Below are 18,409 nucleotides of genomic sequence, written 5' to 3'. Positions count from 1 at the left end.
CCGGAACGACCCATCGGCGACGGGACTGGACGAATGACCGAAATTGCAACGGAAACCGGTACACCTGCTGTGGGAGTGGAGCTTTCGGAGCGCCTCACCGCGGGCCCGCACCTCTACATCGACGGGCGGTGGCAACACTCCTCCGACGGGGGGACGCGCGATCTGATCAACCCGGCCACCGGCGCGGTGTTCACCACGGTGGACGAGGCGACCGCCGACGACGCCCTCGCCGCGGTGGCGGCCGCCCGCGCGGCCTTCGACGCCGGCGAGTGGTCGGCGACGCCGGTCGCCGAGCGCGCGGCGATCCTGCGGCGCATCGCCGACCTGCTGGTCCGCGACCGCGAGGAACTGGCCCGGATCGAGACCGTCGACACCGGAAAGACCCTCGAGGAGAGCAAGATCGACCTCGCCGATGTCGAATCGGTGCTGCGCTACTACGCGAGCCTGGTCGAGGTCTCCGCCGACCGCCTGGTCGACGTGGGCAACCCGGCGGTGGTCAGCCGGATCGTGCACGAGCCGATCGGTGTCTGCGTGCTGATCGCCCCGTGGAACTATCCGCTGCTGCAGATCTCGTGGAAGATCGCGCCGGCCCTCGCGGCCGGGTGCACGATGGTCGCCAAGCCCAGCGAGGTCACCCCGCTCAGCACGATCGCCTTCGTGCATCTGTGCGAGGAGGCCGGGGTGCCGGCGGGCGTGCTCAACCTGGTGCAGGGCGCCGGTTCGGCGATCGGCGATGCGCTGACCGACAATCCGGACGTCGACCTGATCTCCTTCACCGGCGGTCTGACCACCGGCACCCGCATCGCGAAAGCAGCGGCCCCGCACGTCAGCCGCGTCGCCCTCGAACTGGGCGGCAAGAACCCGCATATCGTCTTCGCGGACGCCGATCTGCCCGCCGCGATCGACCAGGTCCTCACCGGTGTCTTCCTGCACTCCGGGCAGGTCTGCTCCGCCGGTACCCGGCTGATCGTCGAGGAGTCGATCGCCGACGAGGTCGTCGACGCGCTGATCGAGCGGGCCGGATCGATCCGGATGGGCGACGGTCTCGATCCGTCGAGCCGCACCGGGCCGCTGGTCTCCGAGGCGCAACTGACCAAGATGCACGAGTACGTGAAACTCGGCGTCGACGAGGGCGCGGTGCTGCGCACCGGCGGCGGCCGGCCGGACCGCGACGACCTGTCGCCCGGCGGGTACTGGTTCGCGCCGACGATCTTCGATCGCTGCGACCGCAGCATGCGGATCGTCAGCGACGAGACCTTCGGCCCGATCCTGACCGTCGAACGGTTCGGCACCGAGAGCGAAGCGCTCGCGCTCGGCAACGACACCGAATACGGCCTCGCCGCCGGGGTGTGGACCTCGGACGATGCCCGCGGCGAGCGGCTCACCCGCGGCCTGCGGCACGGCACGGTGTGGCTCAACGACTTCGGCTACTACACGCCCGCCGCCGAATGGGGCGGTTTCGGCAAGTCCGGCAACGGCCGCGAGCTCGGCCCCACCGGTCTGGCCGAATACCAAGAAGCCAAACATATCTGGAAGAACACGTCGCCGGCCCCGGCCGGATGGTTCCCCGTACCCGGGGACGACGACGCAACCGCCTGACACCGCCACGAGCTCGAGGAGTGCCATGAAGGTCGATTACGTCATCGCCGGTGGCGGTACCGCCGGCTGTGTGCTGGCCGCCCGTCTGAGTGAGGACCCCAACGTCACCGTCTGCCTGATCGAGGCGGGGCCGTCCGATGTCGACGATCCGAACATCCTGGTGCTCTCCGAATGGATGCACCTGCTCGACTCCGGCTACGACTGGGACTACCCGGTGCAGCCGCAGGAGAAGGGCAACAGCTTTCTGCGACACGCCCGCGCCAAGGTGCTCGGCGGCTGTTCGTCCCACAACTCCTGTATCGCGTTCTGGCCGTTGGCTCAGGGCCTGCGGGACTGGGAGGCCGCCGGGGCGACCGGGTGGGGCCCCGAGGACGTATTGCCCTATGTCGCGCGGGTGGAGACCAATCGAGCCGTGGAATCGGACGGGGAATCGGAGCCGGACGCGACGTACCAGGGATTCCCGCACGGCACCTCCGGGCCGGTGATCCTGCGCGACGTCCCGCCGAACGATCCGTGCGGCCAGGCGGTTCTCGACGCCGCCGCGAAGGTCGGCCTCGAGACCGTCGCGTTCAATCGCGGCGACTGGACCCTCAACGCCGCCGGCTGGTTGCAGATCAATGCCAACGAGATCGGCGAGCGGATGTCGAGCTCGCATGCCTACCTGCATCCGATCCTCGACTCGCGGCAGAACCTGATCGTGCTGACCGACAGCTGGATCAGCGAAATCCTCTTCGACGACACCAACCGGGCCACCGGGGTGCGTTTCCAGCGCCCGGACCTGACCGGTTACGACGTCGTGGAGGCCGCCCGTGAGGTCATCGTCACCGCCGGTGCGATCGATACCCCGAAGCTGCTGATGCTCTCCGGAATCGGCCCCGCCGATCACCTCACCGAGATGGGCATCCCCGTCCGTGTCGATTCCCCCGGGGTCGGTTCGAATCTCGATGATCACGTCGAGGGATTGGTCTTCTGGGAGGCCTCCCGGCCGATGGTCACCACCTCGACCCAATGGTGGGAGATCGGCCTGTTCGCCACCACCGAGGAGGGCCTCGACCATTCGGACCTGATGATGCACTACGGCAGCGTGCCGTTCGACATGAATACGCTGCGCTGGGGCTACCCGACCACCGAGAACGGATTCTGTCTGACGCCCAATGTGACTCAGGGTTTGTCCCGGGGCACGGTGCGTCTGGCCTCGCGGGACTTCCGGGATCGCCCGAAGGTCGACCCCCGCTACTTCACCGATCCGGACGGGCACGACGAGCGGGTCATGCTCGCCGGCATCAAGCTCGCCCGGCGGATCGCGGAGGAGGAACCGTTGCGGCAGTGGGTGGGTCGCGAATTGGCGCCCGGCCCCGATGTGGTGACCGATGAGGATCTGATCGACTACATCCACAAGACCCACAACACCGTCTACCACCCGGCGGCGACCGCGAGGATGGGCGCCGCCGACGATCCGATGGCGGTGCTCGATCCCCAGTTGCGCGTCAAGGGCGTCACCGGACTTCGGGTGGTCGACGCCTCGGCGATGCCGAAATTGCCGGTGATCAACCCGAATATCACGGTGATGACCATGGCCGAGAAGTGCGCCGATCTGATTCGGAACGACGCGTAGACATTCCCTACACAATCGGTATTCAGCACACAACCACCCCAGGCTTCCATATGAGCAGCATCCCCGCCATGCAGGGTCCGTCCGATACAGTCGTCGGCGATATGTCCGGTGATGAGCAGACCGAAAAGGCCGGGTCCGCGGTGAAGTCCGTGGACCGGGCCCTGCAGATCCTGGAATCGATCGGCCGCTCCGGTAGCGCGGGCGTCAGCGAATTGGCGCTCGAACTGGGCGTTCACAAGTCGACGGTCTCGCGCCTGATCGCCTCGATGGAGGCCCGCGGCTTCGTCGAACAGGTCTCCGATCGCGGCAAGTATCGGATCGGTTTCACGGTGGTCCGGCTGGCCGGCGCCGCCGAGACCCCCTTCGACCTGGGCCGTCAGGGGCAGGACATCTGCGACATGCTCGCCCTCGAGGTGGGCGAGACCGCCAACCTGGCGGTGCTGGATTCCGACACCGGCTCGGCGGTCAATGTCGTGGAGGCGCAGAGCCCGTCGAGCGTCGCGCTGCGCAGTTGGGTCGGGCAGTCCTCGCCCGCCCATGCGACGTCCTCCGGCAAGGCGTTGTTGGCCGACCTGGCGCCCAAACAGCTGACCGCGGTCCTCGGGTCGCGGCTGCAGCGGTATACCGACCGGACGATCACCTCGATCGCCGAGCTGCGGGCCGACCTGGCCGAGGTCAACCGGCTCGGCTGGTCGTTGGCCGACGAGGAGTACGAGGTCGGGTTGGTGGCGATCGGTGCGCCGGTGCGCGACTACACCGGTGCGGTGGTCGCGGCGCTGTGCGTCTCCGGACCGCGCTATCGGCTCGACCCGAACGACGCCGCCCGGGTCGGTGCGGTGGTCGCCGCCGCCGCGGACCGCCTGGCCGAGCGTTTCGGCTATGCACCGCAGGCCGCGATCAACTACGGCCGCAACTGATCCCGTGACGGATTCCCGCCGTCGGGCCGTTTCGCCGACCGGCGAGGACCCCGGTCGACGGCCGGGAGCAGGTAGCGTCGGGGACCATGACGGATCCGGTGCGGGTAGCGCGATCGCTCGCCGATGAGGTGCTCTTCCCCGCCGCGCTCGAGGTCGACCGGACCGGGGTGATCCCCGAGTCGCATTGGGCGGCGCTCGTGGACGCGGGCCTGTTCGGACTGGCCGTCCCGGTGGAACTCGGCGGCCCCGGTTGGGGATTGCCGCAGATCGTCGCGGTCATCGAGGAGTTGGCCGGTGGCTGCCTGGCGACCGCGTTCACCTGGGCCCAGCACAACGGCGCGGTCGGCCAACTGGTGATGTCCGGCAACGCCGCCCTGCGCGAGCAGATGTTGCCGGATCTGGCGTCCGGGCGGGTGCGCGGGGGAGTGGCGTTCGCCGGGGTGATCCCCGATCCGCCGCGGATGACCGCGCGCCGGGTGGACGGCGGTTGGCTGCTCGGCGGCCGGGCGCCCTTCGTCAGTGGGTGGGGCAGCATCGGGGTGCTGTCGGTCTCGGCCGGCGACGTCGAGACCGGCGACATCGTCACCGGCCTGATCACCCCGCAGCCCGGGCCGGGGATCGTCGAGGTCCACGCCCACGACCTGGTCGCCGCCGACGCGACCCGGACCGTTTCGCTGCGGCTCGAGGACCTCTTCCTCGCCGACGACCGGATCCTGATGCGGGTGCCGCGGTCGAGCTTCCTGGCCGGGCAAGCCTTCGGCGTCCGGCTCAACGGCACCTTCCCGATCGGTGTGGTCGGGCGCTGCACCCGACTGCTGGCCGACGCCGGGCGGGTGGAGGAAGCGCAGCGCCTGGCCGATCGCGCCGACGCCGTCCGCGGTCGGCTGGACGCGGGACTGGGCGACCCGGAGGCGCTGATCGCCGCCCGCGTCGACGGCGCCGATCTCGCGGTGCGGGCCGCCAATTGCCTGGTCGCCGCACGCGGCGGTGCCGCCCTGCTGCGCGACGACCCGGCTCAACTGCTGGTGCGATGGGCGATGTTCACCCTGGTGGCCGCCAGCCGCGTTCCGGTGAAGGAAGCACTGGTACAGCGCTACTCGGCGTGAGGCGATGGGCTCCGGTGCACGCGTCGGGCCGATCGGGCCGGCCGGCGTCGCCGGGCCACTCGGGTCGCGGGGCAACTCGGGTCGCGGTATGCGCCCCACCCTCTAAGCTGGACCTTCAGTGGCACGGCCGGCAGGGAGGAACGACGGTGAACTGCGGCACGACAGTGCCCCTGACGCAACTTCCCTGGGGCGACCTGCTGCCGTGGTTGTCCGATTATCGGCGGGGGCCGGCGATTCTCGCCGCCGACGAGATCGTGCCCAACGCGTGGATCGTGCTGTCCCCGAACCGGACTCTGGACGACGGCAACCTCGAGGCGTTCTGTGGTCTCCTGGCTGCACGCTATGTCTCCGATCGATCCGACCGACCGCTGCGCGCCGACTTTCCGCATGTACCCGACGCGACGCCCATCACGGACGTCATCGCCTCGCGCGCCGGAACCGCGGTCGTGCGGGCCGGGATCGATACGGTCGGCGGGCTCGATCTGCTGACGCTCGACGAACTGCGCGACCTTCCGGGCATCGGACCGGCCTCGGTTCAGGACATGATCGCCGCCCTGATCGCCCGCTCCGCCCGCGCCGCCCCGGCAGGCGGCGTCGATCAATCGGTGCGGGACCTGACCGCATCGATCGCCGCCCTCGGTGCGCCGACGATCGCCGTCCTGCGCGGCAGGATCCTCGCCGAGGTACCCACACCCGCCGCCGATCTCGCCCGCGACCTCGGCATAGCGCCGCAGGCGGTCACCGTTCTGGAGAGCCTCGCCCGCGACGCTGTCGCGGCGGCCGTGGCAGCGGCGCCGTCGCTGGTGCGGCTGCGGAATGCCCTCGTCGACGCCGCCCAACCGATCGCCCCGGTCGAGGGGCCGGCTCGACGCCATCCCGAACTCGAGACCGTGGTCGCACCGGTCTCGGTGCCACTATGGCGGGTGCTGCTGGTCGCCGGCCCGCTGACGGCGGCCGACGGCTGGCTCTATGCGGACGTGCCCGAGGTGGTGCGCGGCCGCATCGACGATAGCCTGCGCGAGCAGGCCGGCGCGGATCCCACCGTGCCGAGGGCGGACGTCGCCCGGATGCTCGCGCTCGACGAGGCGGACGCCGCGCGGTGGTTGACCGAGAGCGGCTACATCGTCATCGACGATCGGGTGGTCGTCGGCCGGAATACAGCCGCCATCATCGCGGCCGCCATCACCCTCGCCGGGCGGTCGATGACGATCGATGCGATCGTCGATCGCATCGGTGCGGCCCGATCGCAATCGAGCGTCCGCAACGCCCTGGTCACCGATGGTCGTTTCGTCAAGACCGACCGCACCGCCTGGGGTCTTCGGCAGTGGGGCCTGGCGCCCTATCGGCCCGTCCATCGACAGATCGCCGCGTTGCTCGACGAGAACGCCGGCCGCCTGGCCCTGACCGATGTCGTCGAGAGGATCACCTCGCGTTACGACGTAGCGGCTTCCAGCGTGCGCATGTACGCCGGCTCGGGCGAGTTCGAGATCGTCGACGGCGTGGTCCGGCGTCGGCCGCGGTCATCCGGGCGGCGCAAATCGGTGGCGAAGACCCGGGCGCTGTACCTGACCGAGGATGGGGCCTTCTGGCGGACCACCATCACCGATGCCCACCTGCGAGGCTCCGCATTCAACATTCCGGCGGCGTTGGCGGCCATCGTCGGCGTCGGTCCCGACCATCCGGTGATCATGCCGTCCCGGCTGGGGCCGCAGTCCTTCCTGTGGGTTTCGGTGCAGGCCCGGTGTGGCACCATCCGCCGGTTTGTTGCCGATCTCGATCTGGCGATCGGCGACCCGGTCGGCCTGAGCATCGCCGACGGCCGCTTCGACGTCGTCTCGCTCCGTGAACCGGCGCCGCGCCGGCGGGCTCGGCTCCTCCAACTGATCGGTCGCAACCCCGCAGGCGAGCCGCCGTCCCTGTCGAAGGTGCTCTCCTCGGCTTTGGGCCTGGTCGAATCCTCGGACGATGCGATTCTGGCCGCCCTGCGCCACCGCGGCGACGACGATCTGGCGGAGTTGTTCGGCGACGAACAGCGCGCCGGTCAGGCCGCTCGCGAGCAGCGGTAGATCGCACCGGTTGTCATACCGGCAACCTCCACGAGCCCCCAGACCGCGGCGGCCGCCGCCGGCAACCGACCGCCCGGTACGACCACCCGGGTCGATGCTGCGATCGATTCCGCGATCGACCCGGTGACGGCGTGACCGAGTAGCCGGTCCGGCTCGATCATCAGAACCGTCGCCGAGTCGCAGTGATCTCCCAGCCGCACCTCTGCCCCGCAGCGTCGAGCGGCGAGTGCGGTCGCGATACCGATCGGCGTACAGAACCCGTCCCACATCGCTATCCGGTCGTGCGGGCCCAATTGGAGGGCCGCCGCCGTCTGATCCATCAACAGCGTGAGGGCCTGAACGGTCAGCGGCGTACGGCCGCCGTGCAGGACCGGGGCGCTGCGATCCGTACGAATCGAGATCAGCTCGTAGCCGGCGTCGATGGCCTCGATGCCGGTCATTGAATCCGACATCACCTCGAGTACATCGTCGATCGTCTCGCTCTCGCAGCAGTGCGTCAGCAGAATGTCCAGTCCCGCAGCCGGAATCGCGGAGATCGCGGGCCAGTCGAGTACGTCGATCGGGACCAGGGTGGCCGCCAACTCGTGCAGCGCGTACAGCGCAACGACGTATTCCACGCCCCCGCGCAGGTAGACGCCGACCCTGCTGCCCCTCGGCACCCCGGCGGCCTCGAGGCCGGCGAGCAGATGGTCGACCGCATCCGCCACATCGTTGGATTCCAATTGGATGTGGCTGTCGCCCAGACCCGCCGGCCGAACCGGCGTTCGGTCGCCCCGGCCTGCGTCGATATCGGAATCCGGGGACAGCACGGTTGCCGAACCGGGCGTCATGGAGCCTCCTCAATCGCGCGTCGCCGTAACCGGACTGCAACATAACATAGGCTAACCTAATGGGCTAGCAAACAAATCGGGCGTATCGATGTTGCGGCTGCCGTTAGTCGTCCCTCCGGTGTCGGCAGCGCCCGGATGATGCCCATCGGGTGGGGGTGCGTCGGCCTCGAATCGCCTCACCTCAATACGGCAACAGTGGTATAGGCTAGAACGCGGCCTACTGGAGTTCTCGGATGCGTCGAAGCGGTCGCGGAGAAGGGGATACCAACGATGCTCACAGCGGATGCAACCGAGGCGAGTCGCAGCGGCGCCCGCACATCGGAATCGGTGTGCGACCAGGCGGTCAACATATTGGGTATCGGCTTCGGTCCCGCCAACCTGAGCCTCGCGATAGCCATCGAGGAATGGAATGCGGCGCTCGCTCCCGCCGAGCGGGTGCGTGCGCGCTTCGTCGAGCAGCAGTCGAGATTCGGCTGGCACGACGGAATGCTCCTTCCCGGAGCGACCATGCAGGTCAGCTTCCTGAAGGATCTGGTCTCACTGCGGGCGCCCACCAGCTCGTTCACCTTCTTGAACTATCTGCACGAGCGGGGGCGGTTGATCGATTTTGTCAACCTCAAGACCTTCTTTCCCATGCGGCGCGAGTTTCACGACTACCTCAGTTGGGCGGCCGCTCGAATCGGTCTCCCGGTGGACTATGGAGTGACCGCCACCCGTATCGGTTGTGAGGATGGGAAGTTCGTCGCCGACATGTCGGACCCTCACGGTGCCATGACGCGGATCGTCGCCGATTCGGTGGTGCTCGGGACGGGGATCCGACCGGTGCTCCCCGAGGGGGTCGTCGCCGGCCGTCGGGTCTTCCACAACCATCGATTGCTGGGAAATCTGGATCAGCTCCCAGCCGATTCGCGCAATCGATTCCTGGTTGTCGGCGCCGGTCAGAGTGCTGCGGAGGTCGCGGCCTATCTGCACGAAACATATCCGAATGCCGAAGTGCACGGCTCGATTCGTCGGTACGGGTACATTCCCTCCGACAACACGCCCTATGCCAACCGCATATTCGATCCACAGGCGGTGGACGAATATTACGCGGCGCCCACCGACATCAAGAAAAGGCTTCTTCTGTTTCACTCGTCGACGAACTATTCAGCCGTCGACGCGGACTTGATCGAAGAGCTGTACCGGCGGGAATACGAGGAGTCGCTCAGCGGCAGCCGCCGTCTGTTCGTACACCGCATGACCGAGGTCGCCGACGTGCGCGAGGAATCCGACGGTGTTGCGGTCGTGTTGCGGAGTCTCGGCGATGGAGGCACGACATCCCTTACTGTCGACGCCGTCGTCTTCTCCACTGGATTCCGAGCCGCGGATCCGCGGGACTTGCTCGGTATGGACTTCGACTTGACCGGCGCGTACGAGGACGATAATCCGATCGTCGCCCGCGACTACAGCCTTCGTCTTCCCGGACTGGAAGGGCGGTTCTTCCTGAACGGTGGCGTGGAACACAGCCACGGGCTGAGTTCCTCACTCCTGTCGAACCTATCGGTTCGAGCGTCCGAGATTCTCAGTGCAGCAGTACGTTCCACTCCGAGTTCGGGGTAGATCGGACGCGTTGTGCGGCCGCCCTCCTCGGCCGGCAGGTTTCAACGACGAGGCGTCGGATGGCCTGGTGACCGCCGAGTAACGCGTGTGACCGGATCCGGGTGGACTGCCGGATCCGGTCACCGATGCGCTGGTCCGTTCGGGGTCAGGCAACTCGGGCGCGGGTGAGCGAGGCGGTGAGCGAGGCGGTGGTCACCACCGACGAACACCGCTTGGCGGCGTAGTCGAGCGCCATCGCATGCTCGTCGCGGGTGAAGTCCGCGGTGGCATCGGCGACAAAGAACGGTTGCACATCGCTCATGAATGCCTCGGCGGCGCTGAGCAGGCATCCCATGTGGGCGTACACCCCTGTGATGATCAACTGGTCGCGGCCGTGGTGGCTGAGAAGCTGGCGCAGATCGGTGCGCTGGAAAGCCGAGTACCGCCACTTCGTGACCTGAATATCCGAACTGCCGGGGTGTAGGGCCTCGACCACTTCGGTGTCGCGACCGTTCGTCAAACCGGGCCCCCAGAAATCCGCCAGGATGCCGCGCCGAGACGGATGCTGATCGCCGGGTTGCATGGTGAATATGACCGGGACTCCACGTTGGTTGCACAGATCCCTTATGGCGACAATATTGGATAGGACGGTCCGCATCGGCTCGGCCGCAAGCGTATACGCGTCGATGAAGTAGTTCTGCATGTCGTGGATCAACAGGGCGGCGCGGGCCGGATCGGCGTCCCACGACACTCGATTGGGGCAGACCGTGGCCGGCGACGGCAATTCGTAGGGTGCGATGTCTGGAATAGCCATATGCGGTAGCTTAGGCTAAGAACGGTTACCAGAGGCGTGCCCTTCCCACGGTCTTCGATTGCTAGTATAGGCTAAGTCAATCGCAAGGACGGTGATGTCGGTGGATACGCGCGCGCACGGATCGACGCGGCTTCCCTTGACGGCGGCTCAATCGGGCGTCTGGTTCGCCCAGCGATTGGCTCCCAGCAATCCTCGGTTCAACACGGCGGAGTGCATCGAACTGATCGGTTCCGTCGATCGCGGTGTTCTCGTGGAGTCGATCCGGAACACGCTATGTGACATCGCCATAGCCGGTGCACGATTCGTCGAGTCGGTTGACGGTGGTGGGGAGCAGACGTTGGGCCACCACCCCGGCGCCCCGATGATCGTCGATATGGGGGATCGGTCCGATCCCTGGCAGGCGGCACAGTCGTGGATGGCAGCCGACACCCAGCGCGTATTTGCTCTCGATCGCGAGGCGCCGATACGCACGGCTGTCCTCCTTCTCGGGCCGGATCGGACGATTGTTTACGTCGGTGCGCACCATGTCGCGCTGGACGCATTCGCGTTCGGCATGGTGACCAAACGTCTGGCCGAGCGCTACACCGCTGCTTCGGCGGGACGCGCCGCCGATGTCGCGCCGTTCGGTTCCCTTCGCACGGTAGTGACGGACGAAATGGACTACCGGTCCTCGACGGCTTTCGCCGAGGACGCGGCATTCTGGACCGGATACCTGGCGGACGCACCAGAGGCGGTATCCCTGGCGGCGCCCCGTGGGGGAATCGCGCACCGCGTGCACGCGCATCGCGTCGTGCTGCCGTGTGATTGCTTCGCTGCGCTCAAGGCTGCGGCGTCGACCGTATCGGTGATGTGGACGGATATGCTTACCGCCGCCGTGGCCGCGTATCTGTACGCGATCACGGGAGCGACCGATCTCACCGTCGCCTACCCGGTGATGAACCGGCTCGGAACCGCCGCGGTCGACGTCCCGATCACTGCGGTCAACGTCCTTCCGCTGCGCCTGTCTCCGCGGCCGGCCACCCCGCTGGCCGAGTTCGCCGCCCTCGTGCGGACGAGTGCCGCGGACACCAAGGGGCACAGCCGGTACCGGGGCGAGGACGTCGCCCGGGATCTCCGTCTCCCCGGCGGCTCTCGTGGGGTGATGGGACCGTCGATCAACGTCAAACCGTTCGGCGACCGCCTGCGTTTCGGAACGGTGAAGGCGCTTGTCCACTCGGTGGTGCGTGGACCGCTACAGGACTTCATGGTTACCGTTCGGCCACTCGACGACACGGGCGAACTGGAGATGTGGGTCGACGGCGACGCGGACAGCTACTCCGCGGAGGAGCTCGCCCGGCATGCGGCTCGGCTCGAACGATTCGTCGCTCGCTGCGCTTCGGCACCGCACACGCCTCTCGCCGGCATCGAGGCGATGCTGCCGGACGAGCGAGCCTCGCTGATCGGCGGCCTGCGGCCGTCGCGCGCGAACGTGTCCTCGAGAACGGTCGTGTCCGTGCTGCTGCATCGCGCGTCGGTCTCGCCGGAGGCTCCGGCGGTGGTTTCCGCGAGCGGAGTCCTCACGTTCGGCGAGTTCGCCGATTTGACCCTGCGGATCGCCGGAGCGATCGACGCCGCCGGAGTGCGGCCCGGCGACCGGGTTGCGATTCTGCTGCCCCGCGCGGCGACGACCCTGGCGGCGTTCTTCGGGGTGATGGCCGCCGGTGCGGCGTACGTGTCGATCGACCCGGGCCAGCCATCCGCACGCATTGCGGCGATCCTCGAGGATTGCGCACCGACGCTGGTGATTACCGATTCGGGGCATGATGGCCCTGCGGACGCTGACGGTGCGCGGCGGCTCCGGGTCGGCGATGCGGTGAAGCATCCCCGGTCGGTGTTGCGCACCCTTACGGACAACCGGGCCGTTGCATACCTGATCTTCACCTCGGGCTCCACCGGTCGACCCAAAGGGGTCGAGATCTCCCATCGCGGCCTGATCGCGCTGTACGACAGCCATCGTCGTCGCGTGCACGATCGGGTACGTCAGATCACCGGTCGTGATCGCCTGCGCATAGGGCACGCATGGTCGTTTGCCTTCGACGCGTCGTGGCAACCGCAGTTGTGGTTGCTGGGCGGGCATTGCCTGCATCTGGTCGGCGAGGACGTCTATCGCGATACCGATGCGCTCGCGCGTCGTCTCGACGAGGACGGCTTGGACTTCGTCGAGTTGTCGCCGGCACAACTCGAACAGATCCTCGACACGGGCGCACTCTCCGATCGATCGCTTCCCGCCATCGGGTTCGGTGGGGACGCGGTGACGCCGACCCTGTGGCGTCGACTGCGCACCCGCAATAAGGCCGCCGGCTCGGTCGCGTTCAACTTCTACGGGCCGACCGAATGCACCGTGGATGCGTCGATGGCGGACGTCGACCTGGCCGCCGAACCCGAGATCGGTACACCCGTGGACGGTTCGGCGATGTACGTGCTCGGCTCCACCCTTCAGCCGCTGCCGGTCGGTGTCACGTCCGAGCTGTACGTCTCGGGACCCGGGGTCGCACAGGGGTACCTGTCCGACCCCGCGCGCACGGCAACGCGCTTCGTTGCCGATCCATTCGCCGCCGGCGGCCGGATGTACCGGACCGGCGATCTGGCGCGGTGGTCGCCGCGGGGCACCCTCGTGCACTGCGGCCGTGCCGACGATCAGGTCAAGATTCGTGGATTCCGCATCGAACTGGGAGAGGTCGAGGCGGCCCTGCTGGCAATACCGGGCGTCGAATCAGCGATCTGTGCAGTCGTCCCGGCCGCCGGCGGCCACCGGCTGGCCGGGTACATCGTATCCGCTGCAGGTGACGATATCGACATAGACACCATCCGAGCCCAACTGTCGCACAGGCTTCCGGAATACATGGTCCCATCCGGAATCGCCGTGCTCGAACGGATTCCTCTCACCGCCAACGGAAAGATCGACCGCCGGGCCCTGCCGGTGCCGTCCTTCATCTCGACCACGCGATTCCGGGCCCCCCGTTCGGCGATGGAAGCAGAGCTCTGCCGACAGTTTTCGTCGATATTGAACGTTCCGAACGTCGGCATCGACGACGACTTCTTCGTTCTCGGTGGGCATTCGTTGCTCGCCTCCCGACTGTTGACCCGATTGCGGGCCGAGTTCGGCTGGGACGGCACCCTGCGAGAGCTGTTCGACAATCCCACGGTGGTCGCATTGGCGGCGCTGGTAGCCCCACGATCGAACCGGTGCCTGCCTCCGGTCATCACCATGGTGCGGCCGGAGATGCTGCCGCTGTCGTATGCGCAACAGCGTCTGTGGTTTCAGTTCCGATTGCATGGCCCCGCATCGACGTTCAACGTTCCGGTTGTCCTCGGTCTGCGCGGACACGTCGATGTAGCAGCGCTGCGCGCGGCATTGGGCGACGTGATGGAACGGCACGAATCGCTGCGCACGGTGTTCCCGGAGAACAACGGCGTCGCTTCGCAGCAGATCGTCGGTGTCGGCTCTATTCCGATGTTCGTCGAGATGGTGCCCGACCGCGAGGTCGATCACCGACTGCGCGACCTCGCGGGGTACCCGTTCGATCTGTCCGGTGAACGACCGATCCGCGTACACGTCCTGATCGGTCCGGATGAGCGCGTGACCGTCCTGCTGGTGGTTCATCACATCGCGAGCGACGAAGTGTCGACACCGATCTTGTTGCGCGACTGGTCTGTAGCGTACGAGCAGCGCCTCGCGGGAGTGACGGCGGTCCCCTTCGGTCCGTCGGCGCTGGTGCAGTACGTCGACTACACGCTCTGGCAGCGCGAGATGCTGGGTTCCGAGGACGATCCGCGGAGCATTATCGGTCGGCAGATCGCGTTTTGGCGGGATCGGCTCGGCGGAATCCGGGCCGAGTCGACGATCCCGACCGATCGACCGCGGCGCGAGATGCCCTCGGGGCGTGGTGCGGTCGTCGAGGTGCGGATGCCGGCGGACGTGGCTGCGGCGGCGCGGGCAGTGGCGGCCGCCAACGGTGTGTCCATGTTCATGTTCGTCCACGCCGCCGTCGCCTGGACGCTCGGGTCCAGCGGCGCCGGTGACGATGTCGTGATCGGAACCCCGACCGCGGGCCGGCCGGCCGAGGAGTTCGAGGAGCTGGTCGGCTTCTTCGTCAACATGGTGACCCTGCGTACCGACCTGTCCGGTGATCCCACCGTCGAGGAATTACTCGTTCGGGTACGCGATCTAGACCTCGACGCCTACGCCAACCAGGACGCGCCGTTCGATCGCGTCGCCCTGGCTCTGCATCCGGATCGCCACGCCGCGCGCCACCCCCTCTTTCAGATCCTGCTGCAGTACCGAGCGCTGCCTGCGGTGGCGCCGTTCGGCGGCCTCGCGCCGGAAATCTCGGTCGTCGACACGGGAGCGACGCAGTTCGACCTGACCTTCGACGTCGTCGACCGCGGTGCCGCCGGGTGGACCGTGCGCGTCGAATACGCCGAGGATCTCTACGACCGCTCCACGGCCGAGCGGCTCGCCGAACGTCTACGTATGGTGCTGGGACACTTCGCGACGCAGCCTGGCAGGTCCGTCGGATCCTTCGAGGTACGTACCGCCGACGAATGTGCGCTGATCGCGCGGGCGTCGGTCGGATCGGCCCTCGCGAGCCGCGAATGCACGTCGCTGACCGACATCCTCGTCGAACGCGTGCACCGTACGCCGGGGGCGATCGCGGTGGTCGCTCCAGACGGCAGGCTTTCGTACGAGCGCTTGTTCGCGCGCGCGTCGTCTCTCGCGGCGGATCTCTCGGACTCCGGCGTCGGACCCGATGTGGTCGTGGCGCTGCGGCTGTCGCGCACGACGGACCTGGTAGTCGGGATCGTGGCCGCCTGGATCGCCGGCGGCGCCTACCTGATCATCGAACCCGACCACCCCGCCGAGCGCGTCGCCTTCTTGCTCGCCGACAGCTCGGCGGCCGTCCTCGTGACCTCCGGTACCCTCCCGAACCGTATCGACCTGCCGATCCCGACCCTGCTGATCGACAACCCGCGCACCGGGCATATCGAACCCCGGCGCAGCCGACTCGACGCTGCCGCGTACGTCGTCTACACGTCGGGTTCGACCGGCCGACCGAAGGGTGTGGTTGTCCCGCATCGGGGGCTGCTCGCCCTTCTGGAATCCCAGCGCGACGCAGTGCTCGCGGCCCCCGAAGACGACCGTGCCCAAGCAGTTCTCGGGGGCTATTCGTTTGCCTTCGACTCCTCGGTTGAACAGCTGATCGCGATGGTGGGAGGCCACACATTGCACATTCTCGGCGAGGACCTGATGGCCGACAGCCTCGCCATCGTCGAGTACGTCCGTAGAGAACGTATCGATGTCGTCGATAGCGTCCCCCTGCTGATGTCGGCGATGCTGGCCGACGGGCTCCTCGACGGCAGGCATGCGCCGGGCGTCATTGCGGTGGGCGGAGAGGCGGTCGGCGCGGATCTCTGGGCAGCGCTCGCCGACCGCCCCAGTATTCGCGCACGAAACATGTACGGCCCCAGTGAGTGCACTGTCGATACTGCGATAGCAGCGATCGCCGGCCCTCGTCCACACCTCGGCACCCCGGTCGCCGGCACCCGCCTCGACGTGCTCGACGACCGCTTGCGCCCCGTCCCCGTTGCGGTACCGGGTGAGCTCTACGTTTGCGGCCCCGGCCTCGCGCGTGGCTACCTCGGCCGCTCCGATCTGACCGCGACACGGTTTGTCGCCGACCCGCGGTCCGATGGTGGTCGGCTCTACCGGACGGGCGACATGGTGCGCTGGAATCGGGATGGCACTCTGGAGTATCTGGGGCGCAGCGACAACCAGGTCAAGATCCGCGGATTCCGTATCGAGACCGGCGAGATCGAGGCGACGCTCGGTGCGCATCCGGGCGTCGGCGCAGTCGCCGTCGTCGCGCGGGAGGACAGTCGCGGTCGGAATCGGCTGGTCGGCTATCTCGTCCCGCGGAACCCGTCGGCGGGGATCGACATCCGAGACGTGGAGGCCTGGCTGCGAAGGCTGCTACCGGACTACATGGTTCCCTCGACGTTGGTCGTATTGGACGCGCTTCCGGTCACATCGAACGGAAAGATCGACCGTGCGGAGCTGCCGGACCCGACCGATTCGCCCGAGCCGAGCCATCGTTCGCCTGCAACGCGCACCGAGGCGGTGCTGTGTTCGGTGATTTCCCGTGTGCTCGGCGGTATCGCGGCCGGCCCGGACGACGACTTCTTCGTGCTCGGCGGCGACAGCATCGTCTCGATACAGGTGGTCTCCGCGGCCCGGGCCGAGGGGATCTCGATCACTGCTCGGGACATCTTCGAGCGGCGTACCGCTGCGGCGCTCGCGGCGAATGCCACGGTGACCGAGCGTCCCGTCCGGGGCGAGCCGGACTGGGGGACCGGTGACGTCCCGTTCACCCCGATCATGCGCGACATGGTCGCACGCGGTGGCTCCTTCGCCCGATTCGCCCAGTCGCGACTGCTGATCACTCCGGCCGCCGCCGACGCGTCGACGTTCGAGCGGTTGTGGCAGGTGATTCTGGACAAGCACCCGATGCTGCGGGCTCGCCTCGCCGACGATCACGGTTCGCTGGTCGTGTCATCGGTGGGATCCGTGTCGGCCCGGGATGTCGTGCGATACGTCCGAACGCCGACCATCCCCGGCGAGGAAGTGATCCGAGCCGGCACGACATGTGCGTACGACGACCTCGACCCGGTGTCCGGGCGCATGGTCCGCGTGGTCTTCTTCGCCCCCGAGGACCGCACGGCCGGTCGGGTGCTGATCGTCGTACATCACCTCGTCATCGACGGTGTCTCGTGGCGCATCCTGGTCTCCGATCTCGCGGACGTATGGGAGGCGTTCGGCCGGGACACAAGGCCCGAATCTCCCCCCGTGGGAACGTCCTTCCGCACCTGGGCGGAGGGCCTGATGAACGGTGCCGCTGCCCGAGCGGCCGAGTTACCGAGGTGGATGGCCACCGGCGCCGCGGATGACATCCTGCACACGGCCGCCGCCATACCCGGGCGCCGGGACACTATTGCGAACGCGCGAACCGTTTCGGTGGTCGCCGACTCGGTGGTAACGGAGGCGATACTCACCGCTGTACCGGAACGCCTGGGGACGAACGTATCCGATGTTCTGGTCACGGCCTTGGCGCTCGCCGTCATCGCGCATCATCGACGCGGCGGAACCGTCCGATTCGATCTGGAGGGACACGGGCGCGAGGAGGCCGCGGTACCGGGCTCCGACCTCTCGGCAACCATTGGCTGGTTTACCTCGCTGTATCCCGTCTCGATCGATTTCCGACATATCGATCCGGTGGACGCGGCGCCGGGATCGACGGCTCTGACCCGCGCGGTCAAGATTGTCAAGGAATCTCGGCTCGCACTGGTCGACAACGGGATCGGCTACGGCATCCTGCGTCATCTCGACCCGCGAGCGTCGGCGGTACTGGCTGCGGGCCCACCGGTCGACATCGGGTTCAACTACCTCGGTCGCCTGACTCTCGGCGAGAACGCCGGAGCGGCATGGTCCGCCGCTCCGGAATCCGACGTTCTCGGTGGTGCCGTCGATGAGGACATGCCGGTGAGTCATGCCCTCGAGATCGGCGCCGTGACCGAGGAACACGACGGCAGGCCGGTGCTTCGTGCGACCTTCGGATACGTCGCGGCGCTGGTGCCGGAACCGGTCGTGTCCGAGCTGGCCCGGTCTTGGGTCCGCTACCTCGGGCTGCTTGTCGAGCACGCCCACAGTGGCGGGGCCCCCTCGGCGGGTCTGACACCGTCCGAGTTGACCGCAGATGACCTCGACCAAGACGAGATCGAGGAGTTCGAGCTGGATCTCTGAGCCGCACATCGAAGCCTGTGCCCGAAAGCCACCGGACACCACACCCA

Annotated in this window: 9 protein-coding genes; 7 read left to right on the top strand and 2 right to left on the bottom strand. The window is 67.7% G+C overall.

Going from position 1 to position 18,409, the window contains the following annotated elements; all coding sequences use genetic code 11:
* Nucleotides 1–33 precede the first annotated feature (33 nt).
* The 5 genes from MB1_RS05585 to MB1_RS05565 all read left to right on the top strand — a co-directional run bounded on the left by MB1_RS05585 (nucleotide 34) and on the right by MB1_RS05565 (nucleotide 7,303).
* Nucleotides 34–1,599 (top strand): aldehyde dehydrogenase family protein, encoded by a 1,566-nt coding sequence (locus tag MB1_RS05585; RefSeq protein ID WP_084350966.1) that lies wholly within the window; start codon nucleotides 34–36, stop codon nucleotides 1,597–1,599.
* 25 nt (nucleotides 1,600–1,624) lie between these two features.
* Nucleotides 1,625–3,214, top strand: a complete 1,590-nt coding sequence (locus MB1_RS05580) for a GMC family oxidoreductase (RefSeq protein ID WP_066904634.1) — start codon at nucleotides 1,625–1,627, stop codon at nucleotides 3,212–3,214.
* 101 nt (nucleotides 3,215–3,315) lie between these two features.
* Nucleotides 3,316–4,131, top strand: a complete 816-nt coding sequence (locus tag MB1_RS05575) for an IclR family transcriptional regulator (protein ID WP_066905004.1) — start codon at nucleotides 3,316–3,318, stop codon at nucleotides 4,129–4,131.
* An 86-nt stretch (nucleotides 4,132–4,217) separates the two neighbouring features.
* Entirely contained in the window at nucleotides 4,218–5,237 is a 1,020-nt protein-coding gene (locus tag MB1_RS05570) for an acyl-CoA dehydrogenase family protein (RefSeq protein WP_066904633.1), read from the top strand.
* Nucleotides 5,238–5,383: 146 nt separating this feature from the next.
* Nucleotides 5,384–7,303, top strand: a complete 1,920-nt coding sequence (locus MB1_RS05565; RefSeq protein WP_157083920.1) for a DNA-directed RNA polymerase subunit alpha C-terminal domain-containing protein — start codon at nucleotides 5,384–5,386, stop codon at nucleotides 7,301–7,303.
* Here the strand turns inward: MB1_RS05565 and MB1_RS05560 are convergent.
* A complete protein-coding gene (locus MB1_RS05560) occupies nucleotides 7,279–8,133 on the bottom strand; it encodes an AMP-binding protein (protein WP_066904629.1) in 855 nt (284 codons plus the stop codon). The genes MB1_RS05565 and MB1_RS05560 overlap by 25 nt on opposite strands.
* A 270-nt stretch (nucleotides 8,134–8,403) precedes the next feature.
* Between MB1_RS05560 and MB1_RS05555 the strand changes: the two genes are divergently transcribed.
* Entirely contained in the window at nucleotides 8,404–9,732 is a 1,329-nt protein-coding gene (locus MB1_RS05555) for a lysine N(6)-hydroxylase/L-ornithine N(5)-oxygenase family protein (protein ID WP_084350965.1), read from the top strand.
* A 145-nt stretch (nucleotides 9,733–9,877) separates the two neighbouring features.
* Here the strand turns inward: MB1_RS05555 and MB1_RS05550 are convergent, their stop codons facing one another.
* The gene (locus MB1_RS05550; RefSeq protein ID WP_066904625.1) at nucleotides 9,878–10,525 is read right to left on the bottom strand and encodes an isochorismatase family protein; all 648 of its coding nucleotides are present in this window, start codon (nucleotides 10,523–10,525) and stop codon (nucleotides 9,878–9,880) included.
* Between the two features lie 94 nt (nucleotides 10,526–10,619).
* Between MB1_RS05550 and MB1_RS05545 the strand changes: the two genes are divergently transcribed.
* The gene (locus MB1_RS05545) at nucleotides 10,620–18,362 is read left to right on the top strand and encodes a non-ribosomal peptide synthetase (protein ID WP_084351054.1); all 7,743 of its coding nucleotides are present in this window, start codon (nucleotides 10,620–10,622) and stop codon (nucleotides 18,360–18,362) included.
* Nucleotides 18,363–18,409: the final 47 nt, after the last annotated feature.

The organism is Millisia brevis NBRC 105863 (assembly GCF_001552615.1).
GTDB classification, from domain to species: Bacteria; Actinomycetota; Actinomycetes; order Mycobacteriales; family Mycobacteriaceae; genus Millisia; species Millisia brevis.
This window is presented reverse-complemented; position numbering and strand designations above follow the sequence as displayed.